At 41.7% G+C, this 18153-nt stretch carries 12 protein-coding genes and 1 tRNA gene; 4 read left to right on the forward strand and 9 right to left on the reverse strand.

Features of this window, described 5'->3' with window-relative positions:
• Positions 1–160 precede the first annotated feature (160 nt).
• Positions 161–3055 carry a methyl-accepting chemotaxis protein gene (locus tag WA1_RS35550; RefSeq protein WP_148662838.1) on the reverse strand — a complete coding sequence of 965 codons (2895 nt, stop codon included), beginning with the start codon at positions 3053–3055 and terminating at the stop codon, positions 161–163.
• Positions 3056–3625: 570 nt separating this feature from the next.
• Positions 3626–3871 (reverse strand): DUF1902 domain-containing protein, encoded by a 246-nt coding sequence (locus WA1_RS35555; protein WP_017745869.1) that lies wholly within the window; start codon positions 3869–3871, stop codon positions 3626–3628.
• A 93-nt stretch (positions 3872–3964) separates the two neighbouring features.
• Between WA1_RS35555 and WA1_RS35560 the strand changes: the two genes are divergently transcribed.
• Positions 3965–4165, forward strand: a complete 201-nt coding sequence (locus WA1_RS35560; RefSeq protein WP_017745868.1) for a hypothetical protein — start codon at positions 3965–3967, stop codon at positions 4163–4165.
• A 443-nt stretch (positions 4166–4608) separates the two neighbouring features.
• On the opposite strand, the gene WA1_RS35565 is transcribed toward WA1_RS35560, so the two are convergent.
• The 7 genes from WA1_RS35565 to alr form a co-directional block, all read right to left on the reverse strand.
• On the reverse strand, positions 4609–7677 hold the full coding sequence (locus WA1_RS35565) for a hybrid sensor histidine kinase/response regulator (RefSeq protein WP_017745866.1): 3069 nt from the start codon (positions 7675–7677) through the stop codon (positions 4609–4611).
• A gap of 37 nt (positions 7678–7714) precedes the next feature.
• Positions 7715–10543, reverse strand: coding sequence for a methyl-accepting chemotaxis protein (locus tag WA1_RS35570; RefSeq protein ID WP_017745865.1), 2829 nt, complete (start codon positions 10541–10543; stop codon positions 7715–7717).
• Positions 10544–10606: 63 nt separating this feature from the next.
• A complete protein-coding gene (locus WA1_RS35575; protein ID WP_017745864.1) occupies positions 10607–11104 on the reverse strand; it encodes a chemotaxis protein CheW in 498 nt (165 codons plus the stop codon).
• A 5-nt stretch (positions 11105–11109) separates the two neighbouring features.
• Positions 11110–11487: a response regulator gene (locus tag WA1_RS35580; RefSeq protein ID WP_017745863.1), complete on the reverse strand. Its 378-nt coding sequence runs from the start codon at positions 11485–11487 to the stop codon at positions 11110–11112.
• A gap of 45 nt (positions 11488–11532) precedes the next feature.
• Positions 11533–12612 carry a response regulator gene (locus WA1_RS35585; RefSeq protein ID WP_017745862.1) on the reverse strand — a complete coding sequence of 360 codons (1080 nt, stop codon included), beginning with the start codon at positions 12610–12612 and terminating at the stop codon, positions 11533–11535.
• A gap of 835 nt (positions 12613–13447) precedes the next feature.
• Positions 13448–13529, reverse strand: a tRNA-Leu gene (locus tag WA1_RS35590).
• 165 nt (positions 13530–13694) lie between these two features.
• Positions 13695–14888: an alanine racemase gene (alr, locus tag WA1_RS35595; protein WP_017745860.1), complete on the reverse strand. Its 1194-nt coding sequence runs from the start codon at positions 14886–14888 to the stop codon at positions 13695–13697.
• A gap of 312 nt (positions 14889–15200) precedes the next feature.
• On the opposite strand from alr, the gene WA1_RS35600 reads away from it, so the two are divergent.
• From WA1_RS35600 to sixA, 3 genes are all read left to right on the forward strand, one after another.
• Positions 15201–15698 (forward strand): HNH endonuclease, encoded by a 498-nt coding sequence (locus tag WA1_RS35600; RefSeq protein WP_017745859.1) that lies wholly within the window; start codon positions 15201–15203, stop codon positions 15696–15698.
• Between the two features lie 413 nt (positions 15699–16111).
• The gene (locus WA1_RS35605; protein WP_017745858.1) at positions 16112–17404 is read left to right on the forward strand and encodes a DHH family phosphoesterase; all 1293 of its coding nucleotides are present in this window, start codon (positions 16112–16114) and stop codon (positions 17402–17404) included.
• Positions 17405–17545: 141 nt separating this feature from the next.
• Entirely contained in the window at positions 17546–18043 is a 498-nt protein-coding gene (gene sixA, locus WA1_RS35610) for a phosphohistidine phosphatase SixA (protein WP_017745856.1), read from the forward strand.
• Positions 18044–18153: the final 110 nt, after the last annotated feature.

Raw genomic sequence — 18153 nt, forward strand, 5'->3', positions numbered from 1 at the left:
ACTAACGAGTTTACATTTACAATCACTTTATCTTGTGGGACGGGCATCCTTGCCTGTCCTATAATTAAAGGCGGGCAGGATGCTCGCACCACAAAAAATTTTGATATATCTTTTATTTGGCACTCAATCCAAAATCCAAAATCTAAAATCTAAAATCATATCACTTCACCTGAAATGTCCCAACAACTTGCTGTAACTCTTTAGCAATCTGTAGAGTTTGAGCAAAAGAATTGGAAACTTGACGTGAAGAATCACTCGTGCGTTGCGAAGTTGCAGCAATAGCTTTCATCAATTGACTCACAACTTGAGATGTTTCCACCTGGGAGGCTGTGGCTTCAGAAATCGATCGCACTAACAAATCGATTTGCCGAGAAATTTCTAGGATTTGGTTGAGATTTTGCTTAGCATCATCCACAATGCGCGTACCATCCATAACTTGAGTTGTTCCCAACTCCATTGCTTGAACAACGTCTGTTGTTTCCAGTTGAATACTCTCAACTATCTGTTCAATTTCTCTGGTGGCTACCACAGTCTGGGCTGCTAATTCTCCTACTTCCTCAGCGACGATCGCAAAACCCTGACCTTCTTCACCCGCACGTGATGCTTCTATTCCAGCATTGATAGCAATCAGGTTGGTTTGGGTGGAAATCTGGTTAATCAAAGCGACTACACGGGAAATATGTTGTGTTGACTCTCCCAATCTCCTGACTTTTTTAGAAGTGTCGCTGATTGTCTCGCGCAAACGCAGGATCTGTTGCACTGTCATATCCATAGCCCGCCCACTTTTTGTGACGGTATGAGCAGCATCATGGGCTACTGTGGTTGCTTGTTCGGCGTTGGCTGCAACTGCTTGAATCGATTGGGTCATGTTATCAACTGCATTAAGAGTCTGGTGAATTTCTGTTGCTTGAGCAAGCGCTTCTTCAGCGAGATGACGCACTGCTCCTTCATTTGAGCCAATCGCCTGATTCACTTGCAATGCTGATTCTTTGACTTTAGTTACAATATCTCGCAAACTTTCAACGATGGAGTTGAAAAAGTCAGCAACAGTACCAATTTCTCCCACCGTCACTTCAGCACGTACTGTTAAGTCTCCACGCGCTGCACACTCAATATTATCTATTAGTTCTGAGAGTTGAGCTTGCAGAGTGTCCTTGTGTTGCTGTTCTTCGGGGGAAGCTATGGCAAAACCGCGTTCTATTTGTTGGATAAGTTCTGCTTGCTCTAGAGCGTAACCTGCTTGAACAGCAACTTGTCTAAATAAGTCAATTTCTACAACTTGCCAGTTGCGAGGAGTAGAGCATTGATGAGCGACTAACAAGCCGTATAGTTGCTTGTTCACATATATGGGTGATATGAGATATGCTTTGACAGCTAGCGCTTTTAGTTGCTCTAAGCAAGACTGGCTTAAAGAGACTTCTTGAATATTATCAACTGCTTTGACACGACCTATTTCATATTCTTTAAATTCTTCTTGAATTTGGTAAGGTTTAACAACACGCGTTCCTATTGCTGCTGATAAAGAATCACTGACAGACTCGGCGACAATCTTACCTTGCAAGTTCTCATCTAAACGAGAAAAAACGACTCTATCTGCTTGTATGGCTTCTTTGGTTGTAGATACTAACGTCTTCAAGACTGTTTCAGGATTTAAGGTTTCTCTGATGCGAGTCGTGATATTGTTGAGGTGAAATTCCAGTTTTGCTTGATTTTCTCGACGTTGATTGTGTTCTGCAAGGCTGTCTGCCATTGAGTTAAAACTCACAGCTAATTGCCCGATTTCATCAGTAGAAAAAATATGCGATCGCGAGGATGATTGACCTGCTGTAAATTTTTGCGCTGTTTGTTGCAGGTTTTTTATTGGTCTGATAATTGCCCGTTCGAGAATCAATGTCCAAAGAGAGATGAGCAACAAGCCGATAAAAATAGCCAGTGCTTGTCCTTGCCATCTGTATCTTAATAAATCATTCAAAGCTGTTTCTGGAGTGCCTCGCACCAAAATAGCGACAGGTTCTTCGCCAGAAACAATTTGATTGCTACTTTCAATTATTTTATTAGGAATAGCTTTGGCTGCTATTGCATAAGTTTTGTTACCCAAAACTAGACGTTGAGTGACTGTTTTTCCTGCGGAATTCTTAGTTGCTGTATTGAGTAAAGATAAAGCTTTTTTAGGTAAAGGAAGATTGTGCTTGGAGCGATCTAAGTTATCTTGATATAAAGATGTCGCTAGAGCAAACTCCCCATTTAGCTTACGGAAGTAAACAGCACTGTAGCTACTGCCAATAGTTTCCACAGTCTTTTTAGCGATCGCATCTTTCCCACTCAAAATTTCTCCGGATACTAAAGCACCAACTACTGTTTGTGTTTTCTCATCTTTCACAGGTGTAACCGTGTAACGAATCAGAGTATCTTGCTGTTTAAACCCCTCTGGTAAAGAAGGTAACTCTTGACTCAATTCCGACCATGTAATAATGCTATTCGCTGTTATTTGTTGAGATTTTTCTATAGCTTCACTGACTAGATTGTTGGGATTAAAAATTTCTCCTTGACGGTCATAGTTAACATTGGCGATAATTTTGAAATCTCTACCTACTAGAGTGGCATACTCTATTTTTCTATTACGGGCTTCCTCTTCAAGAATTTTTTTAGCATTCTCTTGTAAACTTGGACTTAAAGACTTGCCATTGTGTGCGATCACGGCATTAATTATTGTATAATTAACTGCTTTTTCTCGAAAGACAGAACTGTTTTGATTGACTTGAGTGTCGTAATTTGCATTTGTAACTGCTAATTCTGACTTAGCTTGTTCCAATAATTGAGTTTGCAACCCTTGATTAATAATTAATATGCTGACAACACCTATACCTACAACAGAGACTAATTCACAAGTAATCACACCAATAAATTGTTTGCTACTAATAGGAAGGTTATAAAAACGTTGTATTAAAGATGTTTTGTTTTTTTGCCACTCTACTTTAACGAGTTGAGATTTCTTAATACGTAATCTAGATTGAGAACCTTGTAAGCTGGAAATATTAACTTTATTATTAAGCATAAACAAAACACCCAGATTTGGTAAATGCAAGAAAAAAATGTGTTTCCTTCACAGGATAGACTTTATACCATTTTAGATTTTGGATTTTGGATTGAGAAAGTCTTGCCTAGATTTCATCTCACTCAACCATCAACCGCATTTTTTTTCAAATTGGTATTACCTAACTAAATACGAATTATTGCAATAAATCGTGAAGACCTTGTGAAGATAAAACAGTGTTTATTGCTGCTAGGAATTTACAATATCTTTATAATATTAAATGTAAATAACGCGATCTTCGCCACGTTAAAATTACGGAAAAAGTGGCAGGAGACTTTTGTCTAGATCAGGGTTTTTACGGATACTATTTTCAAAGTGCTTGAATAATGTGAGCTAAAAAGCTTTGGGCAATCCAGCTTGTTTCAAGACAGCATTAGCTGTATGACGCGACTTAATAGAACTATCGACTACAAACCGACGCTGTGCGATCGGGCTGTACCAGATTTCATGATCCCCTTTACCTTACCGTTCAAAGTAACAACCCGCTTCTAAAAGAATTTTTTTCAATTCAGGGGTAAACGACCCACTCATTTAAGAAGCTACCTCAATTAACTCTTGTCGGTGACTGATTAATTCAAAAGCAATAGAACCTACATAGTCAGAAGGTAAAATTGAGTTAAGAATAATAAGTTCTGGGAGCATTTCTCGAAGCTTTTGCGTTAAAATCTCAATCGTAGATGCTTCCGTTACCAATCCCGGCACATCGTCACTCGTTGCAACCCAAACCTCTGCATCTTTATCCCAAAATGCTTCAACATTAAATGTAATTTGTGTCATTATCCAGTGCTCTGTCGAATTAACAACATAATTTTAGCAATATCACCATAATCCCAAGTCACTCATTGCTTTCCACAAATTACGTCGTCGCGGATGCGATCGCCGACACTACCAGAAGAATTACCCTGCTCCTGTTTTGACATTAGCGATCGCACTCCTGAAGTTATGGTTATCTATCAACCTTTAGAGGCGGAAAGTAAAACTAAAACACCACAAGAATTAGGATGGAAACCTGGTTTCTTTGAGAATACATTTAGTGCTTGGGAAGGTGAACCTTTAGTTCGAGAACCTTAAGGAGAAGCACAGGAAAGGAACTGGGATGATTTATTTATTTGATACTAACACTTGTATTGGATACATTAACCGGCGCAGTTCACTGACTCATAATGTAGATGAGTTTAGCCATGTAGAGGGGTTACAGATAGAGGATTGGGAGGCTGAAGAATAATTATTGTGAGGTGGGCGTCCTCGCCCGCCCTCTTTTATCTGTGTACGGGCGAGGACGCCCGTACCACAAGAGCATAGTGTGGTTCTAGACCTGGAAAACTGCTGTATAAGAAAAAAGCCTGCATATGCAGGCTCTACAAAAGGGAGTAATTAAACTAAAACTTAGTATCAAAATCAAAAATATTCGGTAGAGTCATGAATTTCTTCATCTACAGAATAAAAAAATACCCAAGATAAATTATCTGCGTCCATCGGCGTTCATCTGCGGTTCATAAATAAATTTATAATTCTCACTTAGCAGCACCTGCGAAAGGAAAAATGATATCATCCAAAGTCCTCAACAACTCCTGTTCATTGTAAGGCTTAGAAAAATAAGCCCGCGCACCCAACTGCATAGCTAATTGGCGATGTTTATCACTACTGCGAGAAGTCAGCATAGCAATTGGTATATCTCTAAAATCAGTATTTGATTTCACTCGACCCAAAAATCCATAACCATCAATGCGAGGCATTTCGATATCACAAATCACAGCCTGAACTTTCAAACCACTCTGAAGTTTTTCCAAAGCGTCTTGACCATCTTTAGCTTGTTCGACTTGATACCCTCCCTTCTCCAAAGTCAACGCTAAAAAGCGCCGCACATTAATTGAGTCATCTACAATCAAAATAGTGCCTTTATGATTTCCAGGAAGGGACGCTTGTTTTTCATCAGCTGGTGTTAAGAAAACCGTCTTTAACTTAGAGGATGGAAGTTGATTAGTTCTAGGTACGCGCTCATTCGTCGCAATCCAATAAAGCATTTCGTTAGCATTAACCAACGGTACAACGCGACCATCACCTAAAATTGTACAGTTACTAAAACCACTTGGTAAAGCAATATTCCCTTCTACCCGACGGATAGCAACTTCTTGCTCGCCCCAACAACGATCGACTTGCACTGCGACTGGCTGATTTCCCTGATTAACAATCAGGATGCTGGAAGCATTAATTGCTGGTGGAGTCTCTAAGGTTGGATTGTCATAACGGGGACAATTAAACTCTAAGTGACGACCCAAACGAACCAACGAAAGCATAGTACCTTGCCAATTGAGGACTTCTCCGATGGCCATTGGGAAGATATGCTCTTCGTTAAGCAGGAATATCTCGGAAACCACATCTGTGGGGAATGCCAAGAGCATGCGATTGCTTTCGATAAGCAGAACTCGTGCGACTGAGAGTGTAAATGGTACGGAGAGCGTGAATGTGGTTCCAATTCCCAGCTTCGTATCAACTTTGACATCACCTCGGATTTGCTTGAGGTTGTTACGCACAACATCCATACCAACACCACGACCAGATAGAGTTGTTACCTGGTCAGAAGTGCTAAATCCTGGCTCAAAAATCAGCGATAGCAGTTCTTCGTCAGTTGCTTGCGCTAATAAAGTTGGTTCTAATCCCATCTCGATCGCCCGAGTCCGGATTTTATCGAGTGAAATCCCACGCCCATCATCTCGAAGCGAAATAATGGTACGATTTCCCAGGTGGTTTGCTGTAATTTCTATGAACCCTTGTTCTGTCTTACCAGAAGCACGACGTGTTGCTGGATCTTCAATTCCGTGGTCAAAAGCATTCCGGACTAAGTGCATCAAAGGCTCATTCAAAGCCTCCAATATGCTTCTTTCGATTAAGGTGTTAGCACCTTCAATTTTCAACTGTACATTTTTGCCGTATTCTACGCACAAGTCGCGCAAGGCTCTAGGAAAGCGATCCACAACATCAGATAGCGGGCGCATCCTGATTTGCGTGAGCTTTCTTTGCAGTTGCTTGGATGTTTTGGTAAGCTTGCGGGCAAATTGGTCTGTATCGTCAATGCTCAGCTGAATGTCAGTTGTGACTTCTTGCACTTGCACGATCGTTTCCATCACTTCCTGGGACAGCAAGTTGAGTTCGTTGTAGCTGTCCATTTCCAGGGAATCAAATTCCCCTTCCACTCCATTTGCTCGATCGCCATTCTCTGAAACTGGGGGTGGAAGTTCTTCTGGTTGCTCGGCTGGTGCTAGTGCTCTTAATGGAGTCCCAGATGGCATTACACCTTGAGTGGATATTTTGTCGTAAGCTGTGCGGAGCTGTTGGTTTTCTCGTTCCAAAACTTGGACTCGTTGGTTCAAACTGCGAATGAGTTTGCGTAATCTTTCGAGTTGCAAATTCATCCCGTTGCGCTGAATAATCAGTTCTCCAAATAGATCGTTAATTTGTTCGAGTTGTCTGCTGGGGACTCGGACTGTATTTTCGGGAGTTTCGCTCTTATGACTACCTGTAGTTTGCTCGGCTTTGCGGTTATAACTTGATGTCGGAATTTCTCTAGAAGATACTGTAGCTGGCTCTGGTTCTGGTTCTTCAACTTGAGCGTTGCTTTCTTCAGCAAAAGCTGCTTCCAAAGCTTCAAAATCGGCTGCAATGATTTCTCGATCCAGCCAGGATTCTTCTGTCTCTTCTGGTTGCAGAACTCCTGCTTCTATAAATTCTGGTTCTACTTCGGGAACTGGGGCTGGTTCTACTTCTAGGAGTTCTGTTGGAGTATAATCTACTGTATCATATGCTACTTCACCAATCTGTAATTCTGCTGGCAAGCTCTCCAGTTGATTTGTCAGTACTAAAGCTTGCGATCGCCGCCATGCTTCCAATGCTGAGCGAGCAACTGTTTCCACCTGGGAAGGTTCTGCAGTTTCTATATAAGTTGCAATTGACATACACAACTGAGAAAAAGCTGACAGTTGGAGCATTTCGCCCAACCCACCCAACTCAGCTGCCATAATAGCCACTTCTTCTTTCAGACATGGCTGTTCGCCATCTGCCAATACTGCTTCAAGGCGCTGCAAACACCCTTCCACTTCCGTTTCAAACAGCAAAGGTACGATATCTTGCCCGTCTTCTGGAGACAGCATAGTTGCTGCATCTTCGGGAGTAGGATCGCCCAAACGTTGATGCAACTCATCAAAAACTGGGTAACAAAAAGTACCCAACCACTGCTCGTCTATTTCCCCGCCTTCCGATAGCAATTCTACTATCTGACGCAGCCAGTCTACTCCAGATAGCAGTAGACTTTGCAACTCAGTATCTATTTCTAAAGAATTTTTCCTAGTTTTTAAAACTTTAAATGAATCTTCTAAACGGTGAGCCAGATCGCTGAGAGAGCGAAATCCCATCATGCCAGCACCGCCTTTGATAGAATGGGCGGCTCTCAGTGCAGCATTAATTTTTTCTGGAGAAATGCGATTGCTGGAGTTGATTTCCAGCAACACCCCTTCCAAGGTATTGAGATAATCATTCGCTTCCTCCAGAAATTGCATCTGGATTTCTAATTCTTTGTCTTGTGACATAGGGCTAATAGCTAACGGCTAATGGCTAATGGCTACATTAATCTACTTTGAAGGTACCAACAGTTGCTTGCAACTGTTGCGAAATCTCCACAGTTTGTTGCAGAGAATCCGAAACTTGACGTGAAGAATCACTAGTGCGTTGCGAGGAGGAGGCAATTTCTCTCATCAACTGACTGACTGTTTGTGATGTTTCCACTTGAGAGGTTGTTGCTTGAGAAATTGACTGCACCAACAAATCGATTTGCCGCGAAATATCTAAAATTTGAGTTAGATTTTGCTTGGCGTCTTCGACAATGCGTGTACCTTCTACAACCTGGGTTGTTCCCAGTTCCATCGCCTGCACCACTTCCGTTGTTTCGCGTTGAATATTTTCAACAATTTGCTCTATCTCTTTTGTCGCCGCTGCACTCCGGGCTGCTAATTCTCCTACCTCCTCAGCTACAACCGCAAAACCCTGTCCTTCTTCTCCCGCCCGCGCCGCTTCAATACCGGCGTTGATGGCAAGTAAGTTGGTTTGCATGGAAATCTGATTGATCAAAGCTACCACACGGGAGATTTGTTGTGTTGATTCTCCCAATCGTTTCACTTTCTTGGCTGTTTCGCCAACAGTTTCACGCAGGTGCAAAATGTTTTGCACTGTCATATCCATTGCGATCCCGCTCTTTTTCGCCGTGTTGGCAGCTGTGTTGGCAACTATGGCTGCTTGCTGGGCGCTTGCTGCAACTGCTTGAATTGAGTGGGTCATGTTATCAACAGCATCAAGGGAGCGGTTGATTTCTGAGGCTTGGGCAAGTGCTTCCTCTGCAAGGTGACGAATCGAACCTTCGTTTTGCCCAATGGCTTGGTTAACTTGGATAGCTGCTTGTTTAACTTGGGTAACAATGTCCCGCAAGCTTTCCACAATGGAGTTAAAGAAGTCAGCAACGGTGCCAATTTCTCCAGCTGTCACTTCCGCACGTACTGTTAAATCGCCACTTGCTGCTCCTTCAACTTCGCTTAAGAGTTCTAGGAGTTGCATTTGCAAAGCTTCTTTTTGCCGACGCTCATCTTCTGAGGATCTTTCGGCAATGGATCTTGCTTTTTCGACTTCTTCTAAAAGCAATGCTTGTTCTAAGGCATAGCCTACTTGAATGGCAATTTGCTTAAATAACTCAATTTCTGATTGCAGCCAAATACGGGGGCTATCACAATGATGAGCAATCATTAAAGCAATAAGTTGTCCGTCGCTAATCACTGGTGCGACTAAATTTGCTTTGACAGCAAATTTTTCCAACATTTTAACGTAGCATTGGGCGTTGCTGAGATTTGAGTCTTGATATATATTGGATATTGCCCGAACCCTACCATCTTTGTATGTTTCTACATGGCGTTCTCTAAAACAGGGATCGTCAATTTGTACGCCTAACATTCTTGGCAACCCAGCAGTTACGGATTCAGCAACCACATCTCCATCTAGGGTTTCTGGATTGAAATGATAGATCAAAACTCTATCTGTTTTGATTGCCTGACGAACTTCTCTGACTGCTGTTTTGTAGATATCCTCCATGTTGAGGCTTCTACGGGTTCGGAGGGTAATTTCTGCTAGTGATTTTGCTCTTTCAGTGTCCAGTTCTTGTTGTTTAACCAACGTCTGTAACTGAGATGCCATTTGGTTGATATTGGCGTTTAAAACACCTAACTCGTCTTCTGACTCTACATCCAAACGGGTGCCTAAATCTCCTTGTCCGAGTTTGGCGATCGCATTTGTTGCTTTCACAATTGGTTCTGTGACTCGTTTTGCCAATAAGACTGCGATCGCAGCGACAACGAGTGCAGCCAATCCCATTCCCAAGATAATTGTCAACCCCAATTGTCTTTGAGGTGCAAATGCAATTCCCGCATCTGTCGTCAAAATGGCTTGCCATTGCAAATCGGGCAATCCTTCTTGGATTTTGGATGTGTAACTGACGAGTTGTTCTTTACCCTCAATTTTATTAACTGTGGTAAAAGTATTTTCTTTTTTTTCTGCTTGACGTTGACTTAAACCAGGAAACTCTGCTTTAACATCTCTACCTCTATAAGTTTTGTCAGCAGGCAAAAATAATTTTCCGTTTGCATCAGTCAAATAGTATTTATGCCCTACTCCATAGTTTTTCAGGAGATCGTCTAGAGAATTTACGGGCATACTAGCTATGACCACAGATGAAACTTTCCCTGTGGTAGAATCCTTAATTGGCGTTGCAATAATAATGTTACTATTCCCCGTCTCTTTTGAGACTTCAGGCTGACTGATGTAAGTACTTTCTTTTTGCTTTGCTGCCTCAAAATGTTTCTTGTTATCTTGACTAGTTACAGAATTTCCTCGAGATTTTGCGAGCGCATCCCCACTTAAGTTAAGGATCGCAATGCTGTCATAAACTTTATAACTCTCTATATATTTGTCTAATAAAACTTGTTTTTCTCTAGGAGATAGCGAATCCCTCAGTTTAGCGTTTGTCAGAATTGGCATAGTTGATAAGACTTGCATATCAGTATACCGCTCTAACATAAAGCGGTTGACTTTATCTGCCATATCGTTGACTTCTGATTGTTGAATTTCTGAAACTTTACTACTTGTTGCCATATTAGCTACGTGATAAGCTAATGCGCCAATTGCTAATACTGGAAGTGTTCCAATTGCGATCGCCAGTAATGTAGCTTTAGTTCCCAAACTCAACCGCTTCAACGGTGCTGATAACCGATTTAGGCTAGAATCAACAGTTAACTCAGTATTTCGCTCTTTATCTAGTTCTACAAAATCGCTATTTTTGGTTTTTGAAGAATTATTAGATACTCCATTTTTTTCAGCATCAAGGCTATTTTTAGCATCATTAGTTTTATTAAACATAGCAAATTCTCCTGAGGTAGTGAATAAACATGACGCAGAAACAGTTTTTCTTAGTAGTACACCCTAATCACTGCGGAGAATAGAAGATTGCACAATAGCCTGTGCATCTAATACAAGTAGTATTTCTTTTTGTTGAACAACACACCCGCGTAAATAGGGAATCAAACTGGATGCCACTTGTCCTACAGGAGAGCGTATATCATCCGGCAAAAACTTAGTTGTACCTTGTATTTCTTGTACAACTAAGCCCAAAAGTAATGAATCTACCCGAATAATAATTACGTTGTATTGTCGCAACCGATTGTCAAGATATTCCAGATTGAACATTCTTGGCAAATCGATAGCCCAAACTATCCGACTTCGCCAATTCATTAACCCCAATATGCATCCCGGCATATTGGGCATTGATGTTATGGCTTCAATAGGCACTATAATCGCTTCTTGGGTGTGCCTCATGGGCAACACGGCGGATGTTTGTCTGTTTAACTGAAACTTGAGATAGCCATCTCCCAAGTTATTTTGAGTAACTTTTGTCGAAAGAGTAATTTTAGAACTGTTCATTAGAATTAAGTCGCCACAGATTTAATAGCCCGGAGGAGCTGCTCGCGAGTGTAAGGTTTTGTTACATAAGCATCAGCTCCTTGTCTCATTGCCCATAATCGATCGATCTCCTGGTTTTTAGAACTGCAGATCACGATTGGTACTTTTTGTGTTATCGGATTTCTTTTCAAAGAACGACACAGTTCAAAACCACTCATTCCTGGCATAACAACATCTGTCACGATCGCATCCGGGTTGTGTAAGTGGGCTTTTTCCAAAGCTTCTTTTGCACCATTCGCTTTAATAACGTTGTAACCACTTTCTTTGAGATAATGGCTCATCAACTCTAATTCACTGGGAGAATCTTCAACAATCAAAATTGTGCCTAACAAAGTAATGCTCACTTCTAAATCTCCTAAATAAATGACTAAATTTATCTTGTTTGTTACTTAACTACCAATGTGTTTAAACACCATTTTTAGCAAGTCTGACTGGGAAAAAGGCTTTGTTAAATATCCTGATGCTCTGACCATTTTTGCTTTGGCTCGGTCTATAAATCCCGTTCTGCCAGTCACCATAATTATTGGAGTATTTTTAAAAGCCGAATGCCTTCGCAACAAAGAGCATAGCTCGTAACCATCTAGGTTAGGCATCTCAACATCTAGTAAAATAATGTCAGGCTTGCTGCGAAGTATTTGCATGAGCGCTTTCACTGGATCGTTAATTGTCACCACTGAAAATGCGCTTTCATCTAAAAAGTGTTTGATAGAATTTAATACCGTTGGGCTGTCGTCAATACAAGCGACAGTGTACGTGTTTTTACTATTTTGTTGTTGGTATTTACTACCGTTGAAATGAGAATTGTCAAAATTGTTTGTGTTTTGCAATTGCTCCCCTAGTTTCAGTTGAGATGGTGATGGCTGAAGTTGGGGTTGTGAAACAGGTGTTGAATAGTAAGCTGGGGTATGAACTTGTGCTGTAACCGTCGCTTGAGGATTTTGTCGATGGCGAAGTTGCTTTTGGCAGTATTCTACAAGCAATCGCAAATCCAATCGGCAAAATCTAGGCATTTGATTCAAGGGAGATTCACCATTGAATTCGTAGTTCCCTTGTTTGATGGCAAGAAATGCCTCCAGTAATTCCTTAGCCATTTCATCAATCAATATGGCTGCTTGAGGAGGAGTTATATATTCCTCATTAACTAACCAGCAAATAGCTTGATAATCTGGTACGGACATGGATTGATTGTCACCGTTTGCTTCAAATATCAGCCGTACCTGCATCATAATTGTACTGTTGAGCGTAGGAAATTGCTGACTTAAGCCAGATGCATGATTCTCCAGTCGGTCGAACATTTTATCTGAGGACGCATAAATAAGTTTACCGTCCTCTAGATAAATTGACCAAGACACCGACTCTGTGAATACTTGTAAGCAGCCTGTAGCACGGCGACTGGTAAGTTGTGCTAATAGAGATAGCGGGTGCAGTTTTTGGAAAAACTTGTAGCTACCTATAGGAGTTGTGCTCATGAGTGCTGTTTTTGGCTAAATTCAATTAGGTGTGAGCTTATCTGTTGCAGAGTTTTTCCACAAGTCAAGAGAATTTGCTAGAATTCTTGTTGCAAAGAATACAAAATTTTGACTTTGAGGCTTGTAGAAAACTCAGTGGTAGCACCCTTCTTTTAAGATGAAAAATCTCAGTCAACACGTAAATTGCAATTAAATTTACTAATGATACTGAGATTAGCAGACATTTTTACACGGCAAGTAAAAAAAGTGTAAAGACTAGATGAATTCATCTACCTAAAGAGAACCTGTGTGACAGCAACCGAAATAATACTGTACGTGAGTGACTTTGACTTGCAAGGGTGAACCTGCTATTTTGAGTACTTATCTTTCAGTATAATACGGTTTCTTAGGACAGGATAAAGTCTCAGGCGATATTTACCCTGTCGTCAGTATTTTTACTTGCAAAACGTGTAAACCTAACATAAAAATGCCCTCACCGTAGAATAGTGCCACTGTCTGTTATATACCCTCTCAGGTACATTTGCCAGCTATGATATTAACTGCACGAATGAAAATCGTGAAGTTGAAGTTTATACGAAATAAAATTTAACAGTATGAATATCAAAAACCTTCCGGATAGCTTTTATTTGGTACTTCAGGGTATCAAATTGTTTCACGAACAAACTCTATCATTACACGTAGAAGACCAGCCAAATTTGACAAGACATAAGTTTAGGGCTTGGGGTATGGGAAAAGAATTATTTCACCAATCTCCTTTGCTCTAACGATGTTCGCGATCGTAGCTATACAAACAAAGCCCGCCTATGCGAGCTTCAGGAACTTATTAACTTAATTATGCGGATGAAAGGACTTGAACCTTCACACCTTACGGTACTAGAACCTAAATCTAGCGCGTCTGCCAATTCCGCCACATCCGCATTAATATCTCATGTTATCACAAGAAATTATTTTTGGCAATAATCTAAGGGTTAGTGGTTTTAACCAGTGACCAGTGACCAGTGACCAGTGACCAGTGACCAGTGACCAGTGACCAGTGACCAGTGACCAGTGACCAGTGACCAGTGACCGCTAACCACTAACCACTAATTATTACCCAATGTTACACGAGGCAAGCGATGCTTGAAGCTACAGAGAATTTCCCAAGAAATTGTGTTTAGCTGCTTTGCCCAATCTTCAGCAGAAATTTCTTCTTCTCCTTCTGTCCCCAGTAAAGTCACAACTTCACCTTCTTGTACATCTGCTGGTAATGCACTGATATCCAACATTAACTGATCCATTGTAATTGCACCAATTTGTGGCACTCGCTGACCTCGAATTAACACTTGCATTTTGTTGGAAAGATTGCGAGGTATACCGTCGGCATAACCAATTCCCACCACTGCCAAGCGGAGTTCTTGCGGTGCTACAAAATGATGGCTGTAGCTGACGCCAGTTCCGGGAGCAATAGTTTTTACTTGGGTAACTCGTGCTTTTACTTGCATGACGGGCTTCAGATCGATGCTGGAGTCTAAATGAACGGCTGGGTAAAGACCGTAAATCGCTAAACCCGCACGTACAATGTCATAATGTGATGATCGATTGCTCAAAGTGGCAGCTGAGTTTGCTAGATGCAAACAAGGAGGTTCTATCCCCAATGCTCTAATTTGAGCGATCGCAGTTTCAAACCTCTGCTGTTGCTGTTTCATCACTGTAGGGTCTGGGCTATCAGCTGTTGCTAGGTGAGAATAAATGCTTTTAATAGCAAGATGGGGCAAACGCTGCACTAACTGAACAAACTCAGCCGCTTCTTGCCAATTTGTTCCCAATCTGGACATTCCCGTATCTAACTTAATATGTACGGGTAGGGGAGAATCATATTTAATATCTTCTAGAGTATTAGAAAAGACTAAAGCTTGTTTGGGGCTTGTCAGTGTTGGTTGAAGTTTCCAACGGGCAATAGCTTGGATTTGTTCTGGCGTATGAGTTGCGCCTAGAATCAAAATGGGAGCTTCAATACCCGCTTCTCTTAATTGAATTCCCTCTGGAACTGTCGCAACTCCAAGCCAACTCGCGCCTGATTCTAAGGCTGTTTGAGCAACAACGATCGCTCCATGTCCGTAGGCGTCAGCTTTCACTACCGCCATCAGTTGGGTACTTGGTGACAGTAACTTTACCAGTTGACGCACGTTATGGGACAGCGCCGCCAAATCTATTTCGACCCAAGCACGTTGGGACATCCAGGCATAGCTATCACGCTGCTGATTAAAGGTAAGATGGTTTTTCTCGTGGCTTAGCATTTTTGCTTACTCTCCTATCACACCACTTTATTGGCTGCAAGTATTATTCCCAATACTCACAACTTTTCGCGCTCATCGGAAAGTTTAACAATAATTAGGGAATGGGGAGTAGGGAGTAGGGGGACAAGGGAGAAGTATTAATAATCAATCCCCAATTCAATATGCCCAATCCCCACTCCCTACTCCCTACTCCCTAACTCTTGACTATTTCCCCAATTCCTGCTTTTGTAGGAAGTATAATTTATCCTCATAACCAAAGTGAGAATAGATTTGTGTTAATATATGTAAAAATAATAGCCTGAGCGCTTATCAATGGGGAAGGTTTTAGTTCTAAACGCCTCTTACGAACCGCTCAATATCACGAGCTGGCGGCGAGCTGTGGTCTTGTTGATCAAAGGCAAAGCTGAACGGGTTGAAATCAATAACAAGCAACTCTATTCAGGCTTTCCACTTCCAACCGTTATTCGGTTGCGACACTACGTGCGCGTTCCATACAAGGAAATTCCTCTCACTCGAAGGAATCTCCTCCATCGGGATGGTCATACGTGTCAATACTGCGGTTACACGGGGGATGACTTGACTCTAGACCATGTTGTACCGCGATCGCGTGGGGGCGGCGATACTTGGGAAAACATAGTGACAGCCTGTGTTCGCTGTAATGTCAAAAAGGGAAACCGTACACCAAGTGAAGCTCACATGATGTTACGCCATTATCCCCGAAGACCTTACAGCAGTCTCTATTTCGAGGTCAGCAAACATCTCAAAAGCGGATTGCACAAAGAATGGCAAAAATACGTTATTGGACTCTGACAAACCTTGTTCCTATCTGAGAACGGCGGTACATTGTCAGGTAAAAAGCGCTGTTGCCCTAGCTTGGTGAAGCTTTGTTTGTCTGTGAGTTTCCCTAAAGTTGACAGAAGAGCCTGCGAAATTCTCTGCAAGCTTGCAAGCAACTTTGTTAATATAACATAGACTGGCGAAAATGCAACCAGGGTACGCTATAAATTTGCCAAGTTTGGGCGACAAAATTGTTTGGTCTTAGTAGCAACCCAATAATATCAAGTTGATTAAAAAACTTTGACCCAAAATCTAGACTGACAGATATAGTGCCAGTCTCCAAGAATTCTGCGAAGATTGTAGATGTGTGGCTAAAGTAGCAAATCACTAACTGTAGTAGTTCTTAACGAAAGTCAGTGAGCCCCACACTCTTAAAGACCTTACATATGCAATTTAATTCTTCCCTAACCCAGTTTGAAAATTTTCCACTGACAACAGATTCAATACCAGAGGATGGAGAGGTAGAGGATAAAGACTCAATTGAAGCTCCGCTCAATCGACACTCAATTACAACGACGTTGACTAGTGAGTCTGGCAATTCTTCAAATCAGCGTAACAATGTAGCGAGCGATCGCAAAGCGGAAGAGCTACGTGCCATGCTTCTAGCTCACAGACAAGAACGGCATCTTATCATCTTGCAAGATTTTCCCGATCCGGATGCTTTGTCTTCAGCTTGGACATACCAGCTCATCGCACAGCAATACGAGATCAAGTGTGACATTGTTTATGCGGGAGCTTTGAGCCACCAAGAAAACATCGCTTTGGTAAAGCTGACGAATTTACCTGCCCAGCGTTGGACGTTGCAAACACTAAAAGGCAAAGATTTGCCATCATCCTATCAAGGTTTTGTACTGATTGATAACCAAGGAACAACTTCTCAGCTAATGCCTGTGGTAGAGCAGGTCGGTATTCCATTGGTAGCAATTATCGACCATCACAGTTTGCAAAGCGATATCAAGTCAGAATTTCTTGATATTCGTCCTTCTGTAAGAGCAACAGCAACAATTTTTACACAGTACCTGCAGGCAGGATTGCTATCGCTAGATAGTAGTATCAACCAACACGTAAAATGTGCGACTGCCTTGATGCATGGCTTGCGATCGGATACGAATAGACTGATGCAAGCACAGGAAGATGATTTTATGGCAGCAGCGTATCTGAGTAGATTTTATGATGCACAACTGCTAAATGCGGTACTGCAAGCGAATCGTTCTAAACGAGTGATGGATGTTATAGAGCGATCGCTAAAAAACCGCATTGTGCAAAATAACTTTTCCATTGCAGGTGTTGGTTACTTGCGCTACGATGACCGTGATGCCATCCCGCAAGCGGCAGATTTTCTTGTTACGGAAGAAAATGTTCACACTGCCGTAGTTTATGGCATCGTTCACGATGAAGATGATGAATTAGAAGTTGTGATTGGTTCCCTCAGAACAACCAAGCTAACCCTCGATCCCGATGAGTTTATCAAAGAAGCTTTTGGAAAAGATAGTAGCGGGCGCTTTTTTGGTGGCGGTAGAACAAGCGCAGGTGGATTTGAGATTCCCATGGGTTTCTTATCAGGCAGCAATGAGAATTCTGCTTATGCGAAAATGAAATGGGAAGTTTATGATGCTCAAATTAAGCAAAAGCTTCTGAGATTGGTAAATCCTAAAGATAATCCAATTCAATCAGAATAGGGAGTAGGGAGTGGGGAGTAGGGAGTAGAGGAAGACGATTCTACTTTATCCTCCGTATCCCCAATCCCCAATCCAAAATCCAAAATCCCCAATCCAAAATCCAAAATCCAAAATCCAAAATCCAAAATCTCCAATTGACAAGTGGAAATATATTTAATCCGTCACGGCATAGCTGAAGAGAAACAACCAGAGATTAAAAAAGATGAAGAGCGATCGCTTACAAAAGAGGGAAAGCAAAAAACAGAAAAAGTAGCCCAGCGACTCAAGCAGATGGGTTTCCATTTTGATTTAATTGCTACAAGCCCCTTAGTGAGAGCGCGTCAAACAGCAGAAATACTCATAGCAGAGGGACTAAGCTCTCACATAGAAGAATGTACCCACCTGACACCAGAAGGGAATATCTATAATTGGGTGACAGAATGGCTAGAACCGAGAAATTACGCGACTGACACCCAACTAGCATTGGTTGGACATGAGCCAAATTTAAGCGCTTGGGCAGAAATTCTTGTGTGGGGACAAGACAAAGCATCCTTAGTCCTGAAAAAAGCGGGTATGATCGGGATAAAACTACCAGAAAAGGGATCTCCTCTGGGTTGCAGTCAAATGTTTTGGTTGACGCCACCCAAGTATTTGCTTTAGCAGTAGTGTAACGTTTTTGAAAGAAATTCCAAGGAAACGGATACTGTTATGGTGATAAGAATTTCTGGGATGTTGCTTTCTTAGAAATATTTTACTATTCAGATGGTGTT

It is taken from the genome of Scytonema hofmannii PCC 7110 (genome assembly GCF_000346485.2).
Classification (GTDB): domain Bacteria; phylum Cyanobacteriota; class Cyanobacteriia; order Cyanobacteriales; family Nostocaceae; genus Scytonema; species Scytonema hofmannii.